The 24,677-nt window shown below is 38.3% G+C and carries 29 protein-coding genes and 1 tRNA gene; 21 read left to right on the top strand and 9 right to left on the bottom strand.

The window, feature by feature from the left end; translation table 11 throughout:
- Both ACH2DQ_RS15800 and ACH2DQ_RS15795 read left to right on the top strand, forming a co-directional pair.
- A partial coding sequence (locus ACH2DQ_RS15800) for a phosphoenolpyruvate carboxykinase (ATP) (RefSeq protein WP_395027373.1) occupies positions 1 to 875 on the top strand: 875 nt, incomplete at its 5' end.
- 298 nt (positions 876 to 1,173) lie between these two features.
- A complete protein-coding gene (locus ACH2DQ_RS15795) occupies positions 1,174 to 1,356 on the top strand; it encodes a DUF6472 family protein (RefSeq protein WP_394915594.1) in 183 nt (60 codons plus the stop codon).
- 393 nt (positions 1,357 to 1,749) lie between these two features.
- On the opposite strand, the gene ACH2DQ_RS15790 is transcribed toward ACH2DQ_RS15795, so the two are convergent.
- On the bottom strand, positions 1,750 to 1,932 hold the full coding sequence (locus ACH2DQ_RS15790; RefSeq protein ID WP_394915595.1) for a hypothetical protein: 183 nt from the start codon (positions 1,930 to 1,932) through the stop codon (positions 1,750 to 1,752).
- 39 nt (positions 1,933 to 1,971) lie between these two features.
- Positions 1,972 to 2,130 (bottom strand): hypothetical protein, encoded by a 159-nt coding sequence (locus tag ACH2DQ_RS15785; protein ID WP_394915596.1) that lies wholly within the window; start codon positions 2,128 to 2,130, stop codon positions 1,972 to 1,974.
- 114 nt (positions 2,131 to 2,244) lie between these two features.
- On the opposite strand from ACH2DQ_RS15785, the gene ACH2DQ_RS15780 reads away from it, so the two are divergent.
- The 4 genes from ACH2DQ_RS15780 (at position 2,245) to ilvC (ending at position 5,704) form a co-directional block, all read left to right on the top strand.
- Entirely contained in the window at positions 2,245 to 3,054 is an 810-nt protein-coding gene (locus tag ACH2DQ_RS15780) for an N-acetylmuramoyl-L-alanine amidase (RefSeq protein WP_394915597.1), read from the top strand.
- Positions 3,055 to 3,459: 405 nt separating this feature from the next.
- Entirely contained in the window at positions 3,460 to 3,882 is a 423-nt protein-coding gene (locus ACH2DQ_RS15775; protein ID WP_394915598.1) for a CBS domain-containing protein, read from the top strand.
- A 232-nt stretch (positions 3,883 to 4,114) separates the two neighbouring features.
- On the top strand, positions 4,115 to 4,612 hold the full coding sequence (gene ilvN, locus ACH2DQ_RS15770; RefSeq protein ID WP_394915599.1) for an acetolactate synthase small subunit: 498 nt from the start codon (positions 4,115 to 4,117) through the stop codon (positions 4,610 to 4,612).
- A gap of 78 nt (positions 4,613 to 4,690) precedes the next feature.
- Positions 4,691 to 5,704, top strand: a complete 1,014-nt coding sequence (ilvC, locus tag ACH2DQ_RS15765) for a ketol-acid reductoisomerase (protein WP_394915600.1) — start codon at positions 4,691 to 4,693, stop codon at positions 5,702 to 5,704.
- A gap of 170 nt (positions 5,705 to 5,874) precedes the next feature.
- On the opposite strand, the gene ACH2DQ_RS15760 is transcribed toward ilvC, so the two are convergent.
- Both ACH2DQ_RS15760 and ACH2DQ_RS15755 read right to left on the bottom strand, forming a co-directional pair.
- Positions 5,875 to 7,266 (bottom strand): serine hydrolase, encoded by a 1,392-nt coding sequence (locus tag ACH2DQ_RS15760; protein ID WP_394915601.1) that lies wholly within the window; start codon positions 7,264 to 7,266, stop codon positions 5,875 to 5,877.
- Complete coding sequence (locus ACH2DQ_RS15755) at positions 7,263 to 8,177, bottom strand: LysR family transcriptional regulator (RefSeq protein ID WP_394915602.1); 915 nt, start codon at positions 8,175 to 8,177, stop codon at positions 7,263 to 7,265. Before ACH2DQ_RS15755 ends, ACH2DQ_RS15760 begins: the two co-directional genes overlap by 4 nt.
- A gap of 226 nt (positions 8,178 to 8,403) precedes the next feature.
- Between ACH2DQ_RS15755 and leuC the strand changes: the two genes are divergently transcribed.
- Together leuC and leuD are read left to right on the top strand one after the other, a co-directional pair.
- Positions 8,404 to 9,672, top strand: a complete 1,269-nt coding sequence (gene leuC / locus ACH2DQ_RS15750) for a 3-isopropylmalate dehydratase large subunit (protein ID WP_394915603.1) — start codon at positions 8,404 to 8,406, stop codon at positions 9,670 to 9,672.
- 12 nt (positions 9,673 to 9,684) lie between these two features.
- Positions 9,685 to 10,170 (top strand): 3-isopropylmalate dehydratase small subunit, encoded by a 486-nt coding sequence (leuD, locus tag ACH2DQ_RS15745; RefSeq protein ID WP_394915604.1) that lies wholly within the window; start codon positions 9,685 to 9,687, stop codon positions 10,168 to 10,170.
- Between the two features lie 191 nt (positions 10,171 to 10,361).
- Here the strand turns inward: leuD and ACH2DQ_RS15740 are convergent, their stop codons facing one another.
- Complete coding sequence (locus tag ACH2DQ_RS15740; RefSeq protein ID WP_394915605.1) at positions 10,362 to 10,664, bottom strand: PadR family transcriptional regulator; 303 nt, start codon at positions 10,662 to 10,664, stop codon at positions 10,362 to 10,364.
- Between the two features lie 157 nt (positions 10,665 to 10,821).
- Between ACH2DQ_RS15740 and ACH2DQ_RS15735 the strand changes: the two genes are divergently transcribed.
- Positions 10,822 to 11,400, top strand: a complete 579-nt coding sequence (locus tag ACH2DQ_RS15735) for an ATP-binding cassette domain-containing protein (protein WP_394915606.1) — start codon at positions 10,822 to 10,824, stop codon at positions 11,398 to 11,400.
- Positions 11,400 to 12,173 (top strand): ABC transporter permease, encoded by a 774-nt coding sequence (locus tag ACH2DQ_RS15730; protein ID WP_394915607.1) that lies wholly within the window; start codon positions 11,400 to 11,402, stop codon positions 12,171 to 12,173. The genes ACH2DQ_RS15735 and ACH2DQ_RS15730 overlap by 1 nt, the downstream gene beginning before the upstream one ends.
- A gap of 236 nt (positions 12,174 to 12,409) precedes the next feature.
- Here the strand turns inward: ACH2DQ_RS15730 and ACH2DQ_RS15725 are convergent, their stop codons facing one another.
- Entirely contained in the window at positions 12,410 to 13,048 is a 639-nt protein-coding gene (locus ACH2DQ_RS15725) for a type 1 glutamine amidotransferase family protein (RefSeq protein WP_394915608.1), read from the bottom strand.
- Between the two features lie 819 nt (positions 13,049 to 13,867).
- On the opposite strand from ACH2DQ_RS15725, the gene ACH2DQ_RS15720 reads away from it, so the two are divergent.
- From ACH2DQ_RS15720 to ACH2DQ_RS15700, 5 genes are all read left to right on the top strand, one after another.
- Positions 13,868 to 14,005 (top strand): hypothetical protein, encoded by a 138-nt coding sequence (locus ACH2DQ_RS15720; protein ID WP_394915609.1) that lies wholly within the window; start codon positions 13,868 to 13,870, stop codon positions 14,003 to 14,005.
- Complete coding sequence (locus ACH2DQ_RS15715; RefSeq protein WP_394915610.1) at positions 13,971 to 15,242, top strand: S8 family serine peptidase; 1,272 nt, start codon at positions 13,971 to 13,973, stop codon at positions 15,240 to 15,242. Before ACH2DQ_RS15720 ends, ACH2DQ_RS15715 begins: the two co-directional genes overlap by 35 nt.
- A 16-nt stretch (positions 15,243 to 15,258) precedes the next feature.
- Positions 15,259 to 16,284 carry a leucine-rich repeat domain-containing protein gene (locus tag ACH2DQ_RS15710; protein WP_394915611.1) on the top strand — a complete coding sequence of 342 codons (1,026 nt, stop codon included), beginning with the start codon at positions 15,259 to 15,261 and terminating at the stop codon, positions 16,282 to 16,284.
- 113 nt (positions 16,285 to 16,397) lie between these two features.
- Positions 16,398 to 16,742: a hypothetical protein gene (locus ACH2DQ_RS15705; protein ID WP_394915612.1), complete on the top strand. Its 345-nt coding sequence runs from the start codon at positions 16,398 to 16,400 to the stop codon at positions 16,740 to 16,742.
- 193 nt (positions 16,743 to 16,935) lie between these two features.
- Positions 16,936 to 17,316: a hypothetical protein gene (locus tag ACH2DQ_RS15700; RefSeq protein WP_394915613.1), complete on the top strand. Its 381-nt coding sequence runs from the start codon at positions 16,936 to 16,938 to the stop codon at positions 17,314 to 17,316.
- A 157-nt stretch (positions 17,317 to 17,473) separates the two neighbouring features.
- On the opposite strand, the gene ACH2DQ_RS15695 is transcribed toward ACH2DQ_RS15700, so the two are convergent.
- Entirely contained in the window at positions 17,474 to 17,581 is a 108-nt protein-coding gene (locus tag ACH2DQ_RS15695; protein WP_394915614.1) for a helix-turn-helix domain-containing protein, read from the bottom strand.
- A gap of 45 nt (positions 17,582 to 17,626) precedes the next feature.
- On the opposite strand from ACH2DQ_RS15695, the gene ACH2DQ_RS15690 reads away from it, so the two are divergent.
- From ACH2DQ_RS15690 to ACH2DQ_RS15680, 3 genes are all read left to right on the top strand, one after another.
- Positions 17,627 to 18,151, top strand: coding sequence for a leucine-rich repeat domain-containing protein (locus ACH2DQ_RS15690; RefSeq protein ID WP_395027377.1), 525 nt, complete (start codon positions 17,627 to 17,629; stop codon positions 18,149 to 18,151).
- A 139-nt stretch (positions 18,152 to 18,290) separates the two neighbouring features.
- Positions 18,291 to 18,638 carry a phage integrase SAM-like domain-containing protein gene (locus ACH2DQ_RS15685; RefSeq protein WP_395027375.1) on the top strand — a complete coding sequence of 116 codons (348 nt, stop codon included), beginning with the start codon at positions 18,291 to 18,293 and terminating at the stop codon, positions 18,636 to 18,638.
- A gap of 55 nt (positions 18,639 to 18,693) precedes the next feature.
- A complete protein-coding gene (locus ACH2DQ_RS15680) occupies positions 18,694 to 18,963 on the top strand; it encodes a tyrosine-type recombinase/integrase (RefSeq protein ID WP_394915616.1) in 270 nt (89 codons plus the stop codon).
- A gap of 84 nt (positions 18,964 to 19,047) precedes the next feature.
- On the opposite strand, the gene ACH2DQ_RS15675 is transcribed toward ACH2DQ_RS15680, so the two are convergent.
- A tRNA-Pro gene (locus tag ACH2DQ_RS15675) sits at positions 19,048 to 19,121 on the bottom strand.
- A gap of 115 nt (positions 19,122 to 19,236) precedes the next feature.
- The gene (locus ACH2DQ_RS15670; RefSeq protein WP_394915617.1) at positions 19,237 to 19,797 is read right to left on the bottom strand and encodes a manganese efflux pump MntP family protein; all 561 of its coding nucleotides are present in this window, start codon (positions 19,795 to 19,797) and stop codon (positions 19,237 to 19,239) included.
- Between the two features lie 374 nt (positions 19,798 to 20,171).
- Between ACH2DQ_RS15670 and ACH2DQ_RS15665 the strand changes: the two genes are divergently transcribed.
- The 3 genes from ACH2DQ_RS15665 to ACH2DQ_RS15655 all read left to right on the top strand — a co-directional run.
- Positions 20,172 to 20,648 carry a MarR family winged helix-turn-helix transcriptional regulator gene (locus tag ACH2DQ_RS15665; protein ID WP_394915618.1) on the top strand — a complete coding sequence of 159 codons (477 nt, stop codon included), beginning with the start codon at positions 20,172 to 20,174 and terminating at the stop codon, positions 20,646 to 20,648.
- Positions 20,649 to 20,680: 32 nt separating this feature from the next.
- The gene (locus tag ACH2DQ_RS15660; protein ID WP_394915619.1) at positions 20,681 to 22,846 is read left to right on the top strand and encodes an ABC transporter ATP-binding protein; all 2,166 of its coding nucleotides are present in this window, start codon (positions 20,681 to 20,683) and stop codon (positions 22,844 to 22,846) included.
- On the top strand, positions 22,839 to 24,677 hold a 1,839-nt coding region (locus ACH2DQ_RS15655; protein WP_395027362.1), incomplete at its 3' end, for an ABC transporter ATP-binding protein. The genes ACH2DQ_RS15660 and ACH2DQ_RS15655, both read left to right, overlap by 8 nt.

Raw genomic sequence — 24,677 nt, 5'->3', positions numbered from 1 at the left:
GAAAGACCACGCTTTCTGCAGATCCGGGTCGTAAGTTAATCGGTGATGATGAGCATGGCTGGTCAGAAGAAGGGATCTTTAACTTCGAAGGCGGCTGTTACGCAAAATGTATCAATCTGGATCCGGAAGGAGAGCCGGAAATCTATGGGGCAATTAAATTTGGCAGCCTGGTAGAGAATGTCGTGATTGATTCCGAGAGCCGTGAACCTGATTTTGATGACGGGAGCCTGACGGATAACAGCCGTGTGGGATATCCGGTAGATTATATATCCAATGCTGCAATCCCAGGGGTGGGCGGTATTCCAAAAGTAGTGATCTTCCTGACAGCAGATGCATTTGGCGTCCTGCCTCCAATCAGCAGACTGGATCAGAACGCAGCGATGTATCACTTTGTAACGGGCTTCACATCGAAACTGGCAGGTACCGAGAGAGGGGTTCAGGAACCCCAGCCAACATTCTCTACCTGTTTTGGAGAACCGTTTATGCCTATGGATCCGTCCATTTATGCTAAGATGCTGGGAGAGCGTATCGAAAAATATAATACAAAAGTATATCTGATTAATACCGGATGGGCAGGCGGTCCTTACGGAGTGGGAAGCCGAATGAAACTGAGATATACCCGCGCTATGGTTACTGCCGCACTGAACGGCGATATTGACAAGGCTGAATATCAGCATGATGAAGTATTTAACTTAGATGTTCCGCAGACCTGCCCCAATGTTCCGGATGAGATTATGAATCCGCGTGATACATGGGAAGATAAGGCAGCTTATGACGAGTCTGCTAAAAAGCTTGCAAAAATGTTCCAGGATAACTTTGCGAAGAAATATCCGAATATGCCAAAGAACATTGCAGATGCAGGTCCAAGAGCATAATAAGAAGGAAAGGCAGCACTTACAAAAGATAAAAAAGCAGTATTTACAAAAGAAAAAACACTACTTACAAAAGATAAAAAGCCGCCCTAAAAGCAACATGCCTGCTTATTGGGGCGGCTGCATTTCTAGTTGCATTCATAGTTACATTTCAGTATCATTTCCAATACCAATTCTCTGCATTTAAATAGCATCGTCATAATATATGAAAAGATATATAAAAAGAAAGAAAATGGATTTGATCCTGTACCTGATCCGGTGTATAATTGCATAAGACAACATTACAGGAGGATAAAGTAAAATGACAGGAAAATCAAATTGTGACTGCTGTTTGAATTATGCTTATGATGAAGATTATGAATGTTATATCTGTGAAGTAAATCTGGATGAGGATGAGATGGGGCAGTTTATGAGAAATACATTTACCAATTGTCCTTATTTTCAATTTAATGATGAATATAAAGTGGTACGCAGACAGATGTAAGATTCCCCTTAAAAGAGGGAGAGCCAGTACCTTAAGGTACTGGCGGGTTATGAAAAAGATTTTTTAATAATGTGTTGTTTGTACTGATCGCTCTGTACAAGTAATACTATAATATGATTCTGTGAAAATTATGTGACGTATCATTGAAGAAAATGTGTGCATTTTATAAAATAAAAGGAAACTTATTTTTCCTCTCTTTTCCGGTATCATATTGTAACTGAATGAAAAAAATATTTTTGTACTGGCAGAACGTCTTAAAGAGATAAGATGCAGGGAGCAGCAGAAGTAATTGCTTACGGAACAGCCGTGAAATTTATGTAGCAGAGAAAATCCATGTTAACACGCTCTGAAGCAGCCTTAACATGGTTTTTCTCTGTGGTTTTAAGTTGAAAATTAATTGCCCCCTGGTCCGTCTTTGCGGGGTCTTGTGCTTTCGTCTTTGGGGATAATGTTGCCATTGCCAAATTCCGGTGGAAAGGTATTGGTTGCATTATCTGGTTTTGGTGTGTCAATTTCGGGAATATTTCCGTCATCGTAAACATTTGTTTTTGTATTGCCGTCGTCGATATTTATCATGTGTTGTTCCTCTCTTTCGCATGAATGTATGGTAGCCGGCTATTGGTTGCCTTCACCCTCTGCTACAATTTCTTCCAGTACGCGTATCAAGTCATGAATATTATTCAGTTGTACATTTTTTTCCAGGATCAGATTTTTCAGATCGATGGAAAGCGTTTCGAATTTCTCCTTTACTTCCGGAGCTACATAAGAAGACATTTTTCATCACCTCGTATATAATATGCACAGAAAATGGTAGTTTTATTCATCTGATTCCTTTTTGGCGGTATTGCATATGTTAGATATGTGGATAAATAAAGTGAGGTATGTGATATGGAAATAAAAAAAAGTATATTAACGAATTCGAGTTGTTATAAAACAGGCAGAACCATAAAGCCTCAGGGAATAATGACACATTCCACTGCAACACCCGGCGGTACGGCAAAGGACTTTATCAGCTACTGGAATGGAGATATAGATGCATGCACCAATTATATCATTGATGATACCGGTATCTATCAGCTGCTTCCTGAGACACACCGGTCATGGCATGCAGGGCCGCCGGCAAATGATATGTATATCAGCTATGAAATCTGCGAACCGGGAACTTTTTCATATAATGGGCAATGGCTGTCTATGGGAAATTATGATCCATCCCTGCCGGAAAATATCCGCTATTTTCGGAATGTATATGAAAAAGCAGTTTGGCTCAGCGCTTATTTTTGCAAAAAATACGGCTGGAAGCCAGACAAAGACCATGTTCTCTGCCATTATGAAGGATTTTTAAAAGGAGTGGCGACGGAGCACGTGGATGTAACCCATTGGTTCCCTAAACACGGTAAGAATATGGACATTTTCCGGGCAGATGTTAAAGCTGCAATAGAGAAAGATGATAAGCCGGGGAATCCCAAGCCGGAAAAGGATGTGCTGTACTGCGTCCAGGCAGGATCATTTCGGGATGAAAAAATGGCGAAAAGCCTGGCTGCAGTCTTAAATAAAAAAGGTTTCCAGGCATTTGTAAAAAAAGAAAATAAATTATATAAGATTCAGGCGGGAGCTTTTAAGGATAGAGAAAATGCGGTGAAGCTGGTCCAGAAATTAAAAGAAGCTGGATTTGAATCCTTTATACTGAAGAAGTCCTGATTTGCGTAAAAGAGGGTGTCTGGACGATGTACTAGGCAGAAATTCTGCCTTTTCCGTCTCCCGGCACGTTAATGAGATTTGCTCCAGGATTTAAAATTTTGACAAACCCGGAAAAAGACAAAAAAGGGGACCAGTTGCCTGGTCCTAAAAGGAAAGAGAAATGTATATAAAAAAAGCTTGTATGCTTTATTTATAAATAATACTATACTACGCAGATATGAATGAATTATGGCGCGGGACTTAATATATTCTAAAATCATTAAAGAAATTATAAAAAAACAGGAAAGTAAGATTTTATAAAATCATTATAAACTCTTTATGAAATACGTACTTTGCATTGACGAAAATTGCAGATTGTCTTATAATATTTTATAAGGAAGTAAGAAAAAAACAGGGAGATTACAGATGAATATTTTATTCTTTTTGACCCCAAAAAGTGAAGTGGCGTATTTATATGAAGATTATTCATTACGTCAGGCGCTGGAGAAAATGGAGCATCACAGATACAGCGCAGTACCCATCATTAACCGGAAAGGAAACTATGTTGGTACAATCACAGAAGGGGACATGTTATGGAATGTGAAAGACAAATATCTATTAGATTTACATAAAGCAGAAGAGATCCCGCTAACTCAGATTAAAAGAAGATGGTACAATGATCCCGTCAATGTTAATTGTGAGATCGAGGATCTGGTCATGACATCTATGAATCAGAACTTCGTGCCGGTGATCGATGATAACCAGACTTTTATCGGTATTATAAAGAGGAAGGATATCATTCAGTACTGCTATAACTGTTATAAAGGTCAGACTGATAAAATAAGTTAAAATTAGTAATGTTTGGAAGGACAGTTCAAATTTCACTTATATAGAACTGATCAAGCATATTTAAATGAATATTCAGAAAATTGCACCGGGTAACTAAAATTTACCCGGTTATTTTAGGAATATTCACTTTAACAATTCAATGTGTTACAAAACCACTTTGCCAAATTTGACATTGACAAAGAATGTAATAATTGGTAGAATACTTTTAGTCTGTATAAAAGGTGGTTTTACTATGAAAAAACGTATATTATCTATGTTAGTTGACAACACATCCGGCGTATTAAGCCGTGTGGCAGGTTTATTTAGCAGACGTGGCTATAATATTGACAGCTTGACTGTTGGTGTAACCGCAGATCCTAGATATTCCAGAATGACAGTTGTTGTATGTGGAGATGAATTGATCCTGGATCAGATTACCAAACAGGTAGCGAAGCTGGTAGATGTGGTAGATATTAAGACTTTAAGTCCTGATGAGAGCGTCAGCCGCGAGCTTATCCTTGTGAAGGTACGGGCAGATGCCGGCAACCGACAGGCAATTATTGCGGTAGCAGATATTTTCAGGGCAAAAGTTGTAGATGTGGCAGTGGATTCACTGATTGTGGAACTGACCGGAAACCAGTCAAAACTGGATGCTTTTATCAACCTTCTGGAAGGATACGAGATTCTGGAGCTGGCACGCACCGGCATTACCGGATTATCCCGTGGTGCTGAAGATATAAGGTATTTATAGAACGTCAGGTACATATGGAAAAGTACGCTAGAGGCTTTTAAACCTTTAACAAATATAAAACATTTGGAGGAAATGAAAATGGCAGCAAAAATTTATTATCAGGAAGATTGTAATCTTGCATTATTAGAAGGCAAAACAATTGCTATTATTGGTTATGGAAGCCAGGGACATGCGCATGCGTTAAATGCAAAAGAGTCCGGATGCAACGTAATCATCGGTCTTTATGAAGGAAGCAAATCATGGGCAAAAGCAGAAGCACAGGGATTTGAAGTTTATACAGCTGCAGAAGCAGCAAAAAAAGCAGATATCATCATGATTTTGATCAATGATGAAAAACAGGCTAAGATGTACAAAGAATCTATTGAGCCAAACTTAGAAGAAGGAAACATGTTAATGTTTGCTCATGGCTTTGCAATTCACTTTGGACAGATTGTAGCACCAAAGAACGTTGATGTTGTTATGATCGCTCCTAAGGGACCTGGACATACCGTAAGAAGCCAGTACCAGGAAGGAAAAGGAGTTCCTTGTCTGATCGCAGTACATCAGGATTCTACCGGAAAAGCACATGACAAAGGTTTAGCTTACGCTTTAGCAATCGGTGGAGCAAGAGCTGGTGTTCTGGAAACAACTTTCCGTCAGGAAACAGAAACAGACCTTTTCGGTGAGCAGGCAGTTCTTTGCGGCGGCGTTACCGCTCTTATGAAAGCTGGTTTTGAAACATTAGTAGAAGCTGGATATGAACCGGAAAGCGCATATTTTGAATGTATCCACGAAATGAAACTGATCGTAGACCTGATCTTCGAAAGCGGATTTGAAGGAATGAGATATTCCATCTCTAACACAGCTGAATACGGCGATTACATCACTGGACCTAAGATCGTTACAGATGAAACCAAAAAAGCAATGAAACAGGTATTGAAAGATATCCAGGAAGGTGTATTCGCACGTGACTGGTTATTAGAGAACCAGGTAGGATGCCCGAACTTCATGGCTAAGAGAAAACAGGAAGCAAATCACCAGTTAGAAGAAGTTGGTAAAGAACTTCGTAAATTATACAGCTGGAATGATGGAAACAAATTACTGGACAACTAATTCCAGATTAAGAGTCTATTTTAGATGCGTTGGGATTACTCAATGCAGATAGAAATAATATAAGCCGGTAACATGTGAAATTTGGATTCCCTCCCATAAGCGGAATGAAAGCTTATGGGGGAATCACGAACTCAAACATGTTACCGGCTTTTTCTTTTGCCTGTATAGAATCAGGAATTAAAGTAACGGTATACGATTCCTGATATGGCACGTATATTTGCCTGTGCCGCACCTGCATTGGAGATATTTGACATAACGCAGAGAATATAATCTGCTTTGGGAGAATAGACGATTGCCATATCATGCTGGTATTCATCTGTTTCTCCGGTCTTATTCGCCACAACTGTTCCGGAGGGAACACCTGAGGGTATTTTTATGCGGAAAGTCTGCTGCTTGAGCAGATCCAGCATTTTACCGGAATAGGTTTTGGAGACGCATTTACCGTTGTAGATGTCCTCTAAGATTTTACCCAGGTTTTGTACAGATGTCTGGTTCCAGGTTGTGCCGTTATTAATATCGTCGCCCCCGTTGGAGCTTGGATAAATAGCCTGCCCCTGATTGGTATCAGTATATCCATATTTTTTACAGAAATCATTCGTTGCATTTTTACCAATAGTCCGTACCAGCGTATTAAAGGATTCGTTGCTGCTGTAAGTGATCATAGAGTTGAGCAGTTGATTAATGTAACCGCTTTCTGAAAGTTTTCCGTTGTTAATGGCTTCGTAAACAGCTCCCATGGTAAATACTTTAATGACACTGGCTGCATAGTAATAATTATTGCCGATCAGACAGCTTTGGCCATCGTTTAAATTTTTAACATATACGGACCATCTGCCTGATGTGCAGGAGTTGTTAATATAAGAAGTTAACTCATCGTTGAGAGCGGATATAGACTGTGTTTTATTTTTGATCCACTTTCCGTTTTTATCTACGAAATAGCCCTGTACCCAGGTGTTAACTGCCATTTTACCATTGGAGTAAAAATAATAGTCATAGGTTTTTCTGCCTTTTTTTATTTTCTGCCAACCGGTTTGCATGACCCCTTTTTTATTAAAGTAATAAGTGGATTTGCCCTTTTTCAGCCAGCCGGTCTGCATAATGCCCTTGCTGTTAAAGTAATATTTCTTACCCTTTATGGACAGAAAGCCTTTTTGGATGATCCCCTTTTTATCAGCGTAGTACTTTTTGCTATTGAAAGTTTTGAATCCATTTGTACGCAGATATCCGTTTTTATCAAAGAGATATGTATTGCCTTTTATCTTTCTAAGACCTGTAGCAGCCGCACCATTGGAAGTCAGATATAATTTCTTACCCTTAAAAGTGACGAAACGGTTTTGAATCATCCTGCCTTTGGCATTAAAATAGTAGCGTTTGCCATCGATTTTATAGGTGGTATTACAGACTTTATTCCCGTTTTTATCGTAATAATAACGGTATTTCATCTGTACCCATCCGGTTTTGGCAGATTTCTCTTCTGCGGCATGTGCAGTGACCGGCAATGAGACTGCTGCCAGAACCAACAGTAACATCAGTAAGGATTGATACTTCAGATACTTCTTCATAAATCAAGATTCCCCCTTTTGGATTTGCTGCAGAAGCGGATGAATTCCTGTAAAGCGTGGGAGGGATAGGATGATTTTAAATATGCAAATCCGACCTGGCGCTTATGAATTGGGAATGCAAGCGGTATCTCCTGCAAAGTCTGGTTATCTAACTCTTCTTGGACAAATTTCTTGATGACACAGGCAACCCCAAGGCCTATTTTTGCAAAATCGATCAAAAGATCCATTGTGGTTACTTCCAGCAGGGTATTGGGTTCCAGCCTCTGTCCCGCCAGGTAATCATCGATATACTGTCGGGTCATATTGTCTTTGTCTAAAAGCATAAGAGTAGCTGTACTAAATATATCATAATTTTCCTCTTTTGTCCGTAAGAAAAGGTTATCCAGATAATTTTTGGAGGCAACGAAGACATCTTCAATTTCTTCTATGGCATGAAATTCAACCTGGGTGTTGTGTTCCGGTTCGCCAATCAGTCCAATGTCAATTTTCTGTTCTTCTAACAGCTGCAGGGTACGGTTGCTGGACTGGCATTCAATGGTTATGCGGATGTGAGGATACAGCTTGATAAATTCCTGTAAATAAGGGAGAAGCAGGTATTTGCAAAGAGTGGTGCTAACCCCTATGCGCAGGTGTCCAATTCCAAGGTCTGCTGCCATGCGCAGCTGCTCTTCTCCGATTTCAATCGCTTCAAATGCCGTTTTTACATGTTCGTACAGCAATTTACCCTCATCGGTGAGACGCACGCCTCTGGAGGTTCTGGAAAAGAGTACCGTATTCAGAGACTGTTCCAGCTTTTGAATGGACTTGCTGATTGCCGGCTGGCTGATAAAAAGTTCTTCGGCAGCCTTGGAAATACTGCCGGAGTTTGCTGTGGTAAAAAAGATTTTATAGAGTGACAGGTTCTGATTCATAGCTTCCCTCATTTCTTTATTTATTATCTTTTTTGATATTGGTATAACTTTAAGTTATGATAAATATTCGTAATATGTATTTCTATTATACCAATTTTTGTGTTATAATTCAAACAATAGTTAAAATCCATTTGTTTAAGGATTGAAATTCGTTCCTGTGCAGAGGATTGCACAGCACGGTTTAAACAGTAACTTTAATTTAACAATAATTAGGAGGACAAATAATATGGGAATGACAATGACACAGAAAATTTTAGCTGCTCATGCCGGACTGGAGTCTGTGGAAGCAGGACAGCTGATCGAAGCTGATCTGGATCTGGTTCTGGGAAATGATATAACTTCCCCGGTAGCGATTCATGAAATGGATAAAATGAAAACAGGAGAGGTATTCCATAAGGATAAAATCGCCCTTGTAATGGATCACTTTATTCCAAATAAGGATATTAAATCAGCAGAGCACTGCAAATGCGTTCGGGAGTTTGCCTGTAAGCATGATATCACCAATTATTTCGATGTAGGAGATATGGGGATTGAACACGCGCTTCTGCCGGAAAAAGGCCTGACGGTAGCAGGAGACGTAATCATTGGTGCGGATTCCCACACCTGTACCTATGGAGCTTTGGGAGCCTTCTCAACAGGCGTTGGAAGCACCGATATGGCAGCGGGCATGGCTACCGGAAAAGCATGGTTTAAAGTACCTTCTGCAATTAAATTCAATCTGGTTGGAGCACCTTCTAAATGGGTTAGCGGAAAAGATGTGATATTACATATTATCGGCATGATCGGTGTGGATGGAGCACTTTATAAATCTATGGAATTTGTAGGAGAAGGCGTTAAGAATCTTACTATGGATGATCGTTTTACGATTGCAAATATGGCAATTGAAGCCGGTGGAAAAAACGGAATCTTCCCGGTAGACGAGATCACAAAAGAATATTTAGATTCCCATACCAAGAGACCTTATACGGTATTTGAAGCAGACGAAGATGCAGTGTATGATGAAGAATACACCATTAATTTAAGCGAATTGAAGCCTACCATCGCATTCCCGCATCTGCCGGAAAACACGAAGACCATTGATGAAATTCAGGAAGATGTAGTCATTGACCAGGTTGTAATCGGTTCCTGCACCAACGGACGTATAGATGATTTAAGATGTGCAGCAGAAATCTTAAAAGACCGCCATGTAAAAAAAGGAATCCGTTGTATCGTCATTCCGGCAACCCAGAAGATTTATCTCCAGGCGATTGAAGAAGGGCTGATTCAGACCTTTATTACATCCGGAGCCGTAGTCAGCACACCAACCTGCGGACCATGTCTGGGAGGTTATATGGGAATTCTGGCAGCAGGAGAGCGCTGTGTATCAACAACCAACAGAAACTTTGTAGGACGTATGGGTCATGTGGAGTCAGAGGTATATCTCACCAGCCCCGCAGTGGCTGCTGCAAGTGCAATTACCGGTAAAATTTCAGCTCCGGCAGGATTAGGATTATAGGAGGAAGCATCGATGAAAGCAAATGGAATAGTATTTAAATATGGAGACAACGTAGATACAGATGTCATCATCCCGGCAAGATACCTGAATTCTTCAGATCCGGCGGAACTTGCAACACATTGTATGGAAGATATCGACAAAGAATTTGTAAACCAGGTGAAAAAAGGAGATATTATCGTAGCAGAGAAAAACTTCGGCTGCGGATCCTCCAGAGAACATGCACCAATCGCCATTAAAGCAGCCGGCGTAAGCTGTGTCATCGCAGATACTTTCGCAAGGATTTTCTACCGCAATGCCATCAATATTGGTCTGCCAATCATTGAATGTCCGGAGGCATCCAAAGGGATTGATAAAGGGGATGAAGTAGAAGTGGACTTTGACAGCGGCATGATTTATAACAAAACAAAAGGAACAGAGTTTAAAGGACAGGCGTTTCCGGAGTTTATGCAGAAACTCATCGAGGCCGGCGGATTGATTAATTATATTAATAATAAGTAAGGCTGGGCTACTGGTCTAAGTTGCTGCATGGGCATTTTATTGAAATAGGATGAATTGCTGGAATTGTTGGATGTCTGGGCGGATTTGATCATATTTTGAAATATTTCGAGGGATATAACGAAAGAGTCTATCATGAAGATAGGCTCTTTTGTATGTAATATTTTTGAAATCCGAACATAGGGATCGTTTATTTAAAGTTCGGAAGTAAGCTCTTTGATTTTTTCTTTAGCTTTGCTTAATAAGGCAATTCCCTTTGATGTAATTGAATAATATTTCCTTATTTTTCCGCTTTCCAGCTTTTCTTCAACAGTAACTAATTCTGCTTTTTCTAATTTGTGTAAGATAGGATATAGTGTACCTGCGCTTATTTCATAGCCGTGATGCTGCAACTCTTCTATCATCCAAGAACCGTAAAATGGTTCTTTCTGTGCATGCTGCAAGATATGAATTTGAATAAATCCTAAAAATAACTTTCTTAAAATAGGGTCTTGCATTATGTTACCTCCCATGATATAGTGATATCGAAATTCAATAACGAAAATAGATATCTATTTTCGATATCTATATGATACCACAAAAAATAAAAACGTCAAGGGGGTAGCCATTATCGAACATATAATAGAAACTGAGAATTTATGTTTTCAAGATTTCTTGCGATATCCAGACATTATCATCGAAAAAAATACAGTCACATTTATAAAGGGGGCAAGCGGCTGCGGAAAAAGCACGTTACTTAAACTGTTTAACGGAACAATTTCACCAAGCATAGGTTGTGTGCTGTATGGCGGGAAAGATATTTCTTTGCTGGATAAGATTGCATTAAGAAGAGATGTTTTGCTAGTTAAGCAAGTACCCTATTTATTTCAAGGAAGTATTTATCAAAATTTTGTGGCTTTTCATCAAGTGCATGAAAGCATTTGTCCCAGTCAATCTGATATAAGCAATTATCTGGATCTTTGCTGTATATCAGTTGCATTAGAAACGCGATGTGATACCATGTCCGGAGGTGAACGGCAAAGAGTATTTTTAAGTATTGCTCTTTCCTTAATGCCTAAGGTATTGTTGTTGGATGAGCCAACTTCTGCCTTAAATAAAGAACTATCAAACGAATTGTTATATAATATTATTGAGCATTGTAAACAACAAAATGTATCATTAGTAATTGTTAGCCATGATTTAGAATTGCAATCTACTTTTGCGGAAAAAATTATTGAATTGAGGAGAGGATAATGAGGGAAGTTATTCAAATAGATTATGGACGATTTTTGCTAATATATCTGCTATTGCTAATCGTATTAGCAGTTATGAAAAAATGTAAAATGCAACAATCAAAATTACTACTTTTGGGTAGTGTGCAAATGACTGTGCAGTTAGTGATAGCGGGATTTCTCTTAACATACATATTTGAAAATCCGAAGCCAATATATACGATAGCCTATATTATCTTGATGATTTCATTTGCAATATACAGAGTGTTATCTAAAAACAAGGAGCTGAACCTTAAGTTTAAATTATATATTGCCTCTACACTTTCGATATCGGGCATTGGAATTATTGTGTTTTTTATTGTTGTTGTGGTAAATGAAAATTTATTTAATCCTCAATACGCCATTCCCTTAAGCGGAATGATATTTGGAAATGTTATGACAGGATTAAACCTGGGTTTGAAAACATTTCGTGAAAGTATAGATACGGAGCGAAATAAAATGGAGGCGCTTTTGAATTTTGGCGGTAAGCCGAATGATATTTTACGCCCATTTGTTTTTCAAGCACTTGAAACGGCACTGTTACCAACAATAAATTCTATGGTGGGTATGGGAATTGTTTCGTTGCCCGGAATGATGACTGGACAAATTTTATCTGGTACGCTTCCTACAACAGCAATTCTTTATCAAATTGCAATTATGATTGCAATTACCACGGTCGTATGCTTTTCTGTGTTTGGGTCACTGTATTTAGGATATCAAACACTATATAATAGTAATGCACAATTTAATTTTTAATTAATAAAAAGATCGAAGGAGAATATTACAAAATATAAGACATACTGTGCTAATTGTAATAGGCACAACGCATAAAAAAGCAATACATTAATGACCAAGCCCATAACCGCCTAACCGCAGTTATGGGCTTCAAAAATCTTTTTTATTGTTTCGCTGAAAATACATATGGGCGTGGAGTATGCCACTGTTAAATGTTCCACATATTAAAAGCTGCTTTAACTATTCATGCTATTTGTTCAGCTGTTATTGTTAGAGGGCAAAGTTTGCATAAGAGCAAAGAATTGTTTAGGATCACCACTGCTAAAGTATTTATACCATGCTTCCAGCGTGTCTGATTGAAAAACGTTTAAATGTTCAATTATCTGTTTCGTCCACAACAAAGCTCCGGTACAACTTGCAGTAATAAGATTGTTATCAGATACAGATGGTTTGTCTATATAAAAACGTTCCCCTTTATAACCGGGAGCAACCATTTCAAGAAATCCCGTTCCATTACTGGTATGCAGACGCTGATCTAATACTCCAAAGGCAGCAAGCGCAGCAGTAGCCCCGCAAATTGCGCACACTGTTGCCCCTATAGAAAGAAAATCATTTGCTTTTTCAATAATAGCAATATGTTTTGGGTCATTCCAAGTATCTGCACCCGGCAATATCAACATGCTTGTTTCACATACAGGAATATCACTGATTAAGCAATCAGGTACGATTGTTAGTCCACCCATTGTTTTGATTGGCTCATTAGAATAACTAACCATTTTGAGCGATACACGCTGTGCATCTTTTTTGAAAAATCGACCAGAATTCAACTCCGAAGTAACATATCCCAGTTCCCAGTCAGCTAAAGTATCAAGAACGTAAATATAAATTGTAGACATAAATTTCCTCCATTTTTATCGTTTTATTGAGTCGTTTGCTTTTTTATTGTATCATGTGATCACTGACAACTGTATGGCAACAATCATTTGATAATAATAAAATAAAAAGTACATGTGTATGACTCTATTTCTTTAAAAGTATTTATCTACGATATTATATGGATAATATCTCCGGTATTACGGGTATAGTGATAATCAAGCCTTGCAACGTATTTTAAAAGAAGAATGGGTAATTGAAGGTGAGGATGGCGCGCCTCCGTTTCTTGATGAAATTGATGGTTATACATTTCGTGGCTGGGATATGGGAAAAACGTATACAGATGTATATTCGTTAATTATATTTACGCCGATTATTATTCTGGAAAATATCAGACACATAAGGTAGAGATTATTAATTATGATAATAAACCGATATGTAATCCGCAGTAAGTAATAGACGGTAAGACAGCGAGCAGCCCCATCCAGCCATACAGGGAGGGAAACTATACTGCCTATCCGTTGCCACCGCTCGAAGTACCATTCTAATTAAAGTAAAGGAGTGATAATTATAGAACATTTGTATGTCTCTATTTTTTGAAAATATTTATCTACGATATGAAATGGATAATGTTACCAACTAGACGAGAATGGCTACCAGTTAGTCAATAGGGGATGAAAAAATTGATTAAAATATGATATATATTTATATAATACTGTGAACTTTTTGTGAAAATATAGGAAGAAGGGAGAAGAGTAAGATATTACTATTTGGCAATTCCAGATTCATATTAGCAATTAATATGTTCAATGAAACTACCAAAGAGAAAAGGGAGAATATCTATGAAGAGAAAGATGAAGATTTCAGGCAAAAAAGTAGTAAGTAGCTGTTTGGTATTCGCAATGATGTGTCAGTTGGTTGGCAGCAATAATATGATGATCGCAAATGCAGAAAATGAAACGGATGCAGAAACGTATTGATAATGATGTGAATATTATTAACATGAGCTTTGGAACATCCACATATTCAAATGCTATGAAAAAAGCTGTAGAAGATGCGTATGATGCGGGTATATTAATGGTGGGAGCATCAGGAAATAACGCAGGCAAAGTGGAATATCCTGCAGCATTTAAAGAAGTAATGGCAGTTGCAGCTACTACCCCTGAAGCAGAGATAAGTTCATTCAGCAATACAGGAAAAGAATTGGATATAGCAGCGCCGGGAGAAAAAATTCGAACTTCATCATTCTTTGGAGGAATAGTTGTAACTCATGGAACCAGCATTGCTGTTCCTCATGTAGTGGGAATTGCTTCATTATTATGGGAGAAAGATTTATCTAAATCACATGAATTTATTAGACAATTAATCGATTCAACCTCTAAAAGTATTTCTAATTCGGATAATCCAGATACTTTTAAAGAAATTAATGAAGATGAAGCGTATGTAGAGGGTAGATGGGGATGGGTTAATCATCAAAAACTTGCTGACTATGGTATAGAAGACTATTATTTCGATGCAAAAACTGTATCTATTATAAAGGCAGGAGTAGTTTATCCAGATTTAGCAGAGGCTAAAATAACCGGATATGGTAATTTTCCAGAATATCATGGCGGTGTTGAATGGGAGAAAACTGAAACAGAAACAGTAGAAGTCAACTATGTAGCTTGCTATGAGTTCCTGACTAGAATTGCTTTAAAAGGTGGAGATACATCACAATTTACTGACTATAAATTAGTGAAAGGATTAGATAAGAAAGTGTTTAATAAAATTAAATCGAAAATAAACACAACACAATTCGGCTCATTACCTTGGAGCCAGATACTTGCGCAATACGGAAATACAAAAACAAACCGAAAATATTTCTTATTCGGAGCTGCCATGCATCTTATAACTGATTCGTTTGCTCATATAACTAGATATAAAAATAATGGTGTGATTGGTGATTTTATTTCACATAATGGAAATTTGGGTGCAGATGATCCAGGTACTTGCCCCAATAGATTTAAAGTGGCAAAAGAAGGCGCAAGTTGGTGCATGACCTCTCTATATGCAGGTGTGATAGGTAATTATGAAGACTATATATGGGCAATAGATGATGCTTATAATAATACTTTTGTAAAAAAGAGAATATATAGATACAGCATTGCAAATGCTGGCAGTCCTGAAAAGATATCGGAATGGATGGATCTATCTGTTTTAAAAAGTGCGTCGTATTAAATTAAGGAGATTGAGTATGAATAGAAGAAAAAAAGTGTTCTTAACTGCTTTTATATTATCATTGATGATGATCTTGTTACCGCTAAATGTAATGGCAGCTAAAGGTAAAACTATCCCTAATAATAATACAGGGATACCAGATAAAGTTCTGTATCAGAGTATTTTGCGAAAACTTGGAAAAAATAAAACAGAAACATTTACCAAAGAAGAGACAAATAAGATAACGCGTTTAAAATCTAACAATTATAATGATAAAGATAAAATAAAATCATTAAAAGGAATAGGATATCTAAAAAATCTTAAGTATTTAGATGTTGCTGTCAATCAATTGACGTCTTTATCAGGAATTGAAAAATTATCTAAATTAGAAACGTTAATCGTTACGCAAAATAATTTAACATCTTTATCTGGAGTAAAAAAATTAAAGAATTTAACAAAACTAGATGTATCTGAAAATAAGATTAGAAATATTAATGAAATCAAGTATTTACATAAGCTAAAATATATTAGTATTACTGGTAATTCAATATCCAATATAAAAAGTATAGAAAATTTGACTGAAATAAAATCATTATATGCATCATATAATAAAATAAAAACGTTACCTAACCTAAAAAACAAAACCAAATTAGATTCTATTGCTTTCGGACATAACCGAATAAGTGAAAAAGAATTTAATAAGAAAATACCAACCAAATGGAAGGAAAATAGAGATTGGTATAAAAGTCAAATTCAGCGTCAAAACCTTGTATACACTATAAAACCAATACAGCCTAGTTCATTCAATAAAATTAATAAAAATACCAAGACAATCGTTGGAAAAGCACAAAAAGGAGCAAGAATTATTCTTAGAAATCCAACAGGAAGAAAAATTCATTCAGTTAAATCAGTAAAAGCAGACAGCAGAGGCAGATTTACTTTTAAGAATCTGGATTTAACGAAATGGGCTGGCAAGACATTGTCGTTTGAGTCATATATTATAGATCCTTTTTACAGTGAACCAAATACACTAAAGATTGAATACTTTACAGTTGGTAAATAACTAATAAAATTCAATAGCAAGCCTGTAGCCGCTTAACCGCAGTTATGGGCTTTTTCAATTAAGGAGAAAATTTTAAAACAGTAAATTCAATATCAGCACTAAAAGCACAAATAATGAAACAAATGGAAGCAGCGGTAACAGAAACAGTAGATGACTCATTCAAAGACCTGCACACAAACGTTGACAGCTTCTACAATTCACCCCAAGGAAGATATTCCAGAACCGGACAATTAGCAGAATCACCGCAGCATGACGGCATCAAGTCAGGAGGGGATACAGTAACCGGAGGAATAAGTCTGGACACGGCCTATCGATACGACCCAAGCGGACGAGACACCCAGACAATTTACGGTTACGCTGAAGACGGCGGACTGATCGGAAAAGGCGGATTCTGGGCAAAAACAAAAGAAGACTTTGAACGCAATATAAAAAGAGCATTTGGCAAACGGTTTAAATAGGAAAGTAAGCAGGAAACTTGATTTCACAAAAGATTAGGTCATATCCTAAATTGAATTTGGCAAGGGGATTTCCCCTGATCAAATAATAGGGCAAGATTACATAATTTCCAGATATTACCAGGCATAGCCAGCAGAGAAAAGTTGTATAGCCCAGATTCGGGCGATATAATTGTCTTGAAAGGATGTGGCTGGAATGTATGATATCAGTAGTTTGGAACCGGGGGAATGCTTTTATTATGTTTTTGAATACTATTATTTTCAACACCTGAGAGTACTCAAGAAAAGAGCGGAGATGATGCGGGTAGAAATCGTTGGTTCGGATCAGGACAAAGATGATATACGAATTATCGATTTTGACCAGTGTGTAGATTGTTTTGAAACATTGGAGGAAGCGAAAGAGATATATGAAAGAAATCTCAAAACCAGAAAAGAAGAACTGTCGGATATTGATTTTTTATTTGATGAACTTATTAAAGAAGCTGGGGCAAGCACGGAACTTTATCAAGTCTGGTGCAGCGTTCCCGCTCAAAATCGGGGCAGGTCTGGTTACAGGTGGGTCAGGAAGCGCATTTGATACCGCAGACTAGAATCTTCCCACAGGCATTGGTCTTTCTGCAGTGATACCGATGGACACAGAAGTTCTTTGCATTGTAAAAAGTGCCCTTATGATACCAGTCTGACAAACGATGTGCCTTGACTTCTTTAGAGATGGTAGCCGGATCTTTACACAGTTATTTGGCAATGGCCTTGAAGGTACAGCCTTTATTAAGAGAGTTTTCAATGTATATACGGTCTTCAAGGGTAAGATGTTTCAGGTTACCGGGAATATATTTGCTCATAAAATCTCCTTCTACTGCTGTCAGAAGGAGACATAACCAGTTAAAATAATTGGAGAATCAGCGCTAGGAGGTGTTGGGATAAAAAATAGTACTTTTGTAATTCCTAACGGAGTAGTTACTATAGGGAAGAACGCTCTTATGGGATTTCATAGTACATTAAAAGTCAATCCTTCAGTTGACCTAATTATTCCAGATAGTGTTTTGACAATCAGTGAGAGTTCATTTGGAATGGCAAACTTTAGAACTATAAAATTTTCAAATTCAATTAGGACAATACCTATACGTGCTGTTCAGGGAAATGAGAATTTAATAAATGTTATTCTACCTAGTAACTTATTGAATATTGAAGAAGGAGCTTTTAGTAATTGCTCAGAACTGAAAGAAATCAAATTACCAAATACAGTACAAACTATTGGTGAACACGTATTTAATAATTGTATTTTACCAACAGACATCAACATCCCCGGCTCAATGCAAACCATCGGAGCCAACGCATTTGCTGGCTGTCGCAGACTATTTAACGTAACAATGCAAAGTGAAAACCTAAATGGTTTCCCAAAGGGCTTTTAGTTAAGAATAATAAGAAAAGAGCAGAGGCAATTAGAAACGATCTTGTGTCGGAGTATACAGGATATGAAATTATAAAAGATTATGCCAACATGACTGTAGGAAATTATGTTGAGGGATATCTTGAGAGAAAAAGCCGTTTATTGACGAGATAACGTACCAAGGACACATAACGGATCTAAAACATGTAAAGCAATACTTTGATCATAATGAAAAAGCAAAAGGGTTAAAAGTTAAAGATCTTAATGTTCAGCATATTAGAGAGTTTTATGAGTATTTATCAGTTCATGGTAGATTAGTTCATCGGAAATCAGATACAGATAATGGGTTAAGTAGAAAATCAATTAAACATGTTAGCACTTTAATTAAAGGGGCTTTTGATGAAGCAGTCGAATGTATGGCATTAAAAGCTAACCCGGCAAGAGGCGTTAAAATTCAGATTAGAAGATCTTTTTGTATTCGCTTTAATGTATGGAATGAGAAGATCTGAAGTATTAGGTCTTAAATGATCGGCAATAGATATTTTTACTTGAGAAAACGGGAAATTGTATACTCCAGACTATTATACTAAATCATTCAAAAAAATAGTAAGGGCTGATCCTAAGTTATCTTCTGATCTAAGACTGCATGATTTACGTGCAAGCTGTATTTCTCTTTTGGTAGAAGATAACTATAGTATCAATGATATTCAAGACTGGGTTGGTCAAAAAGTCATTGAAACAACTTTGCAAGTTTATGCAAGAGTGAAGAAAAATAAGAAGTTTGTCATCTCAGATGCGCTTGTGGAAAAGTTTGATCTAAATCCAAAATGTTAGAACAGTGTTAGAACAGCCTTTTAAAAAACAAAAAACACCAACTTCCATATCTCAGAAAGTCAGTGTTTATATGTGTTTTCATCATCGGAGTGACAAGATTTGAACTTGCGACCTCTCGGCCCCCAGCCGAGCGCGCTACCAAGCTACGCCACACTCCGTTGATGCATATTATAGCAACAAATTGAGAAAAAAGCAAGTTCTATTGTGCATATTTTTTAGAACAATTTTAAAACAATTTTATAACAACTATTTTAAAACTTGAAATTTGATATTTTAAAATACCCCTAAGTGTTCGATAAGAATCTTCGATCCCATAAGAATCAAGATAATTCCGCCTGCCAGTTCTGCTTTTGATTTATAGCGTGCGCCGAAGATGTTGCCTATTTTCACACCGATAAAAGAACATGCAAAAGTTACGATTCCAATAAAGGAGACGGCAGGGACAATATCTACACTTAAGAAGGCAAAGGTAACCCCTATAGCCAGGGCGTCAATGCTGGTGGCAACGGCAAGTACCAGCATGGTCTTCATATCCAGAGAATCATTACAGCATTCCTGCTCTTTGCTAAGGGCTTCTCGAATCATATTAATGCCGATGATTCCAAGCAGTATAAAGGCGATCCAATGGTCGATACTGGTTATGTAATCTTTAAACTGCACGCCCAGAAAATATCCGATGAGCGGCATGCCTGCCTGGAATATACCGAAATAAAGCCCTACGATACAACATTTTTTAAATGTACTTTTGGGCATAGATAAGCCCTTACAGACGGATACGGCAAATGCATCCATAGAAAGTCCTACTGCTAAAATAAACAATTCTGCTAAATTCATTTCATTCCTCCTGGGTAAGTGTATGTATTTTCAAAACGGTGTTGGCAGGCCATAAGAAAAGACTTATCCGCAGATAGATTATCTGCAGATAAGTCTCGTTATTTAAAGCAGAACCAGATAATTAATTATCAGTATGTTGACCCTGCTACACATGTGTGCTAACTACTCCCTTATGCTGACGTTAACGTTTGTTTTGAATAGTATATAATAATTTTTATCATTTGGCAAGTAAAAGATCAATTAGTTAGATGTCAAACTTTATAAAAAGTTTATAATTTTTTTGTTGAATTAGAAAATAACGGGTGATAATATATTCGTTAGATGTCTAACTAAAAAACGAGACTTCAAATGATGTACAGATAGGGGTGAATAAGATGGACATGGATTTATGTGCAAAGGTCAAATTCAGTGAATGGGCGATACAGAGATATGAGTTCCGTTATCTGCGGCATGAACTGGACAATGAGAGACTCTATAAAGGAGACCCCAGGCTGCTGATGTTTATTTCCCAGACAGAGGGATGCAGCCAGACACAGATCGCGAAGAACCTTTGCATAAAGCCGGCTACGCTGACGGTAATGATTAAGAGAATGGAAGCGGCTGGGCTGATCAGCCGGAAATCAGATGAAAAGGATATGAGAACCCAGCGGGTTTACATAACCAAACGTGGAAAAGAGACAGCAGAACGGACCAGAGATGTTTTCGGGAAAGCAATAGAGGATATCTATGACGGTTTGACGGAATCGGATCTTTCGGAGTACCTGCGTATTATGGAAAAGATTCAGAAAAATCTTGTAAGACTGACAGACAGTATTCCAAAAGAAGCCTTTGATTTTGAACTGCCACGTTAAAAAGTTACACTTTAGTAATGAGAGGAGATATTATGTTTAAAATTTTTAAGTATCTAAAGAAATCAGCCGGGATAATACTGGTAATTGTCCTGTTGCTGTTCCTTCAGGCTTATTGTGATTTATCATTGCCTGATTATACTTCGAAGATTGTAAATGTCGGTATTCAGCAAAATGGTATTGAAGATGCTGTTGCAGATACAATCCGCGGGGAAACCATGGATAAACTGTTTATCTTTATGGATGAGGATGCCATGAATCTGGTGAAAGAAAATTATACACTGGAAAATGACATGTGGTCACTGAATAAGGTAGACAAAGAAACCAGAAATCAATTAAATGGAATTTTCGGAAAGCCGATGCTGATGGTGTATGGTCTCACTTCGGATTCTGATCAGAGTAAAGAGATTCTGGCTCAGATGAACCTGCCGGAAGGTACCGATCCATTTACGGTATTTGCCCAGATGCCAAAAGAGCAGATGGATAAAGTAATGGAGGGTATGAGTGAGAAGCTGGATAAGATGCCGGAATCCATTATCACACAGTCGTCGATTAATTTTGTGAAAGCAGAATATCAGGGACAGGGAATCGACATGGATGGCATGCAGACAAATTATATCCTGAAATCAGGACTTGTCATGCTGGCATTTGCCCTGACTATTATGATTGCAGCTGTTTTGGTTACATTCTTATCCTGCCGGGTTGCCGCATCCTTAAGCCGTGACTTGCGTGAAAAGGTATTTGAAAAAGTAATTTCCTTTTCCAATGCAGAATTTGATAAGTTTTCCACAGCGTCTCTGATTACCAGAAGTACCAATGATATCCAACAGGTACAGCTGTTAATGACAATGCTTTTCCGTATTGTCCTTTATGCGCCTATCCTGGGTATTGGAGGTGTTATACATGCGCTTGGTACTAATAAGTCTATGGCGTGGATCATTGCGGTAGCAGTAGGTGCAATTCTGGTTGTAGTGGGTATTCTCTTTAGTGTAGCCATGCCGAAGTTCCAGTCTCTGCAGAAATTAATTGACCGTCTGAATCTGGTATCCAGAGAAATTCTGCAGGGTGTTCCGGTTATTCGTGCTTTCAGTACAGAGAAACATGAGGAAGATCGTTTTGAAACCGCTAACCATAATCTAATGAAGACAAATCTTTTTGTTAACCGCTGTATGACGTTTATGATGCCTCTTATGATGTTTATCATGAACGGTATTACAGTATTGATAGTATGGAAAGGTGCAGCCGGAATTGACAATGGAAATATGCAGGTCGGTGATTTGATGGCATTTATCCAGTATACCATGATGATAATAATGTCCTTCCTGATGCTTACCATGCTTTCCATTATGCTGCCGAGAGCCAGTGTATCTGCTTCGCGTATTAATGAGGTACTGGCAACAGAAGTGATTCTCCATGATCCGAAAGATCCGAAGAAGGCAGACAGAAGCAAGAAAGGTGTCGTTGAATTTAAAAATGTTTCCTTTGCCTATCCGGAAGCCGAAGAAAATGTACTTTCTAATCTGAACTTTACGGCAAGACCGGGTGAAACAACAGCAGTTATTGGAAGTACCGGATGCGGTAAATCTACGCTGGTAAACCTGATTCCAAGGTTTTTTGACGTGACAGAGGGCCAGATTCTGGTAGACGGTGTGGATGTACGGGAAATGAGCCAGCATGAGCTTCATGATAAAATCGGATATGTACCTCAAAAGGGTGTTCTGTTCTCAGGAACCATTGCCACCAACCTGCGTTACGGCAAGGAGGATGCAACGGATGAAGAAGTGGCAAAAGCAGCTGAAATAGCTCAGGCATATGACTTTATCCAGGAAAAAGATGAAAAATTTGATGCACCGATTGCCCAGGGCGGAACCAATGTGTCCGGAGGACAGAAGCAGAGGCTTTCCATTGCCAGAGCAATTGCAAAAGAACCTGAGATCTATATCTTTGACGATAGTTTCTCAGCGCTGGACTATAAGACGGATGTTGCCCTCAGAGGAGCGTTGAAAAATGAAACCAAAGATGCCACAACGATTATTGTTGCACAGCGTATCAGTACGATCCTACATGCAGAGCAGATCATCGTTCTGGATGAAGGAAAAGTGGCAGGTATCGGAACACATCAGGAATTACTGAAAAACTGCGACGTATATTATCAGATTGCAGCATCACAATTGTCAAAGGAGGAATTGTCCAATGAGTAATGAGAAACACAACAGGGCCCGCGGACCAATGGGACCGGGCGGACATATGGTTCCGGGTGAGAAGGCAAAAGATTTTAAGGGTACGATGAAGAAGCTCATAGGATATATGGGCAGATATAAATTCCGTTTTTTGATTATGATGGTCTTCGCGATTGCCAGTACCACATTTGCAATCATCGGACCTACTATTTTAGGTAATGCAACGACAGAAATTTTTAACGGATTAATGGGCAGAATTAATGGAACTGGCGGTATTAACTTTGATAAAATCGGAGAGATTCTCCTTACGCTGCTGGGATTATATGTGATGAGTGCCTGTCTTTCCTTTATACAGGGCTTCATAATGTCGGGGATCTCCAATGATGTATCGTATAATTTGAGAAAAGATATATCACACAAGATTAACCGTATGCCGATGAAGTATTTTGAAAGCAGAACAACAGGTGAAATTCTTTCCAGAATTACCAATGACGTAGATACGCTGGGCCAGAGTTTAAATCAGAGTGTTACTCAGCTGATTACCTCAGTTACCATGCTGATCGGTGTATTTATAATGATGCTGCGTATCAATATCATAATGACGGTTTGTGCCCTTTTAATTCTTCCGATATCCATGCTGATTATCAGCAGGGTTATGAAGTTTTCACAGAAGTTCTTCCAGCAGCAGCAGAAATTCCTGGGCGATGTAAACGGACAGGTGGAAGAAGTATACAGCGGTCATAATATTGTAAAAGTATTCAATAAAGAACATGCGGTAGTAACAGAGTTCAAAGAAACCAACCAGAAATTATATGAATCTGCATGGAAGTCCCAGTTCTTTTCTGGAATGATGATGCCTATTATGCAGTTTGTAGGAAATCTGGGATATGTTATGGTTGCCCTTCTTGGAGGTTTCCTGGTTATTAAGGGAAGTATTGAAGTAGGTCAGATACAATCCTTCTTTCAGTACATCCGTAACTTTACCCAGCCGATTCAGCAAATTGCACAGGTAACCAATATGCTGCAGGCTACGGCAGCGGCTTCGGAACGTGTATTTGAATTCCTGGAGGAAGAGGAAGAAGACCAGAAGGTTGAAAATCCGGTTCATATCGATCACTTACAGGGAAAAGTAGAATTTGAACATGTAAGCTTTGGCTACAACCCGGACCATATCACAATTCATGATTTCTCAGCCAATATCAGCGAGGGTCAGAAAATTGCGATCGTGGGACCGACAGGAGCAGGTAAGACCACAATGATTAAGCTTCTGATGCGTTTCTATGATGTCAATACCGGTTCCATAAAGGTAGATGGCCATGATCTACGTAATTTCAATAGAAGTGAACTTCGTGAGATGTTCGGTATGGTATTACAGGATACCTGGCTGTACAATGGAACGATCATGGAAAATATCCGGTACGGCCGTCTGGGAGCTACAGATGAAGAAGTCATCGAAGCTTCCAAAGCGGCGCATGCCCATAACTTTATTAAGACACTGCCAGGGGGATATAATATGGTATTAAATGAAGAGACCAGTAATATTTCCCAGGGACAGAAGCAGCTTCTGACCATAGCCAGAGCGATTCTAGCAGATCCCAAGATCTTAATCCTGGATGAAGCTACAAGTTCCGTTGATACAAGAACAGAAGTGCGTATCCAGAAAGCGATGGATTATCTGATGAAGGGGCGTACCAGCTTCGTAATTGCCCATAGATTGTCTACGATTCGTGATGCGGATCTGATACTGTTTATGAAAGACGGAAATATTGTAGAGCAGGGTAACCACGATGAGCTGATGGCGAAGAACGGATTCTATGCGGATCTGTATAACAGCCAGTTTATAAAAACTGCA

The sequence above is a fragment of the Robinsoniella sp. genome (assembly GCF_034124845.1).
Note: the sequence above shows the minus strand (reverse complement) of the source record. Positions and strands in the feature narration are given on the sequence as shown.

Excerpts from the sequence above, each read along its gene's own strand:
- ACH2DQ_RS15795 (WP_394915594.1), top strand. The coding sequence starts at position 1,174 with ATGACAGGAAAATCAAATTGTGACTGCTGTTTGAATTATGCTTATGAT.
- ACH2DQ_RS15790 (WP_394915595.1), bottom strand. The coding sequence starts at position 1,932 with ATGATAAATATCGACGACGGCAATACAAAAACAAATGTTTACGATGAC.
- ACH2DQ_RS15785 (WP_394915596.1), bottom strand. The coding sequence starts at position 2,130 with ATGTCTTCTTATGTAGCTCCGGAAGTAAAGGAGAAATTCGAAACGCTT.
- ACH2DQ_RS15780 (WP_394915597.1), top strand. The coding sequence starts at position 2,245 with ATGGAAATAAAAAAAAGTATATTAACGAATTCGAGTTGTTATAAAACA.
- ACH2DQ_RS15775 (WP_394915598.1), top strand. The coding sequence starts at position 3,460 with ATGAATATTTTATTCTTTTTGACCCCAAAAAGTGAAGTGGCGTATTTA.
- ilvN (WP_394915599.1), top strand. The coding sequence starts at position 4,115 with ATGAAAAAACGTATATTATCTATGTTAGTTGACAACACATCCGGCGTA.
- ilvC (WP_394915600.1), top strand. The coding sequence starts at position 4,691 with ATGGCAGCAAAAATTTATTATCAGGAAGATTGTAATCTTGCATTATTA.
- ACH2DQ_RS15760 (WP_394915601.1), bottom strand. The coding sequence starts at position 7,266 with ATGAAGAAGTATCTGAAGTATCAATCCTTACTGATGTTACTGTTGGTT.
- ACH2DQ_RS15755 (WP_394915602.1), bottom strand. The coding sequence starts at position 8,177 with ATGAATCAGAACCTGTCACTCTATAAAATCTTTTTTACCACAGCAAAC.
- leuC (WP_394915603.1), top strand. The coding sequence starts at position 8,404 with ATGGGAATGACAATGACACAGAAAATTTTAGCTGCTCATGCCGGACTG.
- leuD (WP_394915604.1), top strand. The coding sequence starts at position 9,685 with ATGAAAGCAAATGGAATAGTATTTAAATATGGAGACAACGTAGATACA.
- ACH2DQ_RS15740 (WP_394915605.1), bottom strand. The coding sequence starts at position 10,664 with ATGCAAGACCCTATTTTAAGAAAGTTATTTTTAGGATTTATTCAAATT.
- ACH2DQ_RS15730 (WP_394915607.1), top strand. The coding sequence starts at position 11,400 with ATGAGGGAAGTTATTCAAATAGATTATGGACGATTTTTGCTAATATAT.
- ACH2DQ_RS15725 (WP_394915608.1), bottom strand. The coding sequence starts at position 13,048 with ATGTCTACAATTTATATTTACGTTCTTGATACTTTAGCTGACTGGGAA.
- ACH2DQ_RS15720 (WP_394915609.1), top strand. The coding sequence starts at position 13,868 with ATGAAGAGAAAGATGAAGATTTCAGGCAAAAAAGTAGTAAGTAGCTGT.
- ACH2DQ_RS15715 (WP_394915610.1), top strand. The coding sequence starts at position 13,971 with ATGCAGAAAATGAAACGGATGCAGAAACGTATTGATAATGATGTGAAT.
- ACH2DQ_RS15710 (WP_394915611.1), top strand. The coding sequence starts at position 15,259 with ATGAATAGAAGAAAAAAAGTGTTCTTAACTGCTTTTATATTATCATTG.
- ACH2DQ_RS15705 (WP_394915612.1), top strand. The coding sequence starts at position 16,398 with ATGAAACAAATGGAAGCAGCGGTAACAGAAACAGTAGATGACTCATTC.
- ACH2DQ_RS15700 (WP_394915613.1), top strand. The coding sequence starts at position 16,936 with ATGTATGATATCAGTAGTTTGGAACCGGGGGAATGCTTTTATTATGTT.
- ACH2DQ_RS15695 (WP_394915614.1), bottom strand. The coding sequence starts at position 17,581 with ATGAGCAAATATATTCCCGGTAACCTGAAACATCTTACCCTTGAAGAC.
- ACH2DQ_RS15670 (WP_394915617.1), bottom strand. The coding sequence starts at position 19,797 with ATGAATTTAGCAGAATTGTTTATTTTAGCAGTAGGACTTTCTATGGAT.
- ACH2DQ_RS15665 (WP_394915618.1), top strand. The coding sequence starts at position 20,172 with ATGGACATGGATTTATGTGCAAAGGTCAAATTCAGTGAATGGGCGATA.
- ACH2DQ_RS15660 (WP_394915619.1), top strand. The coding sequence starts at position 20,681 with ATGTTTAAAATTTTTAAGTATCTAAAGAAATCAGCCGGGATAATACTG.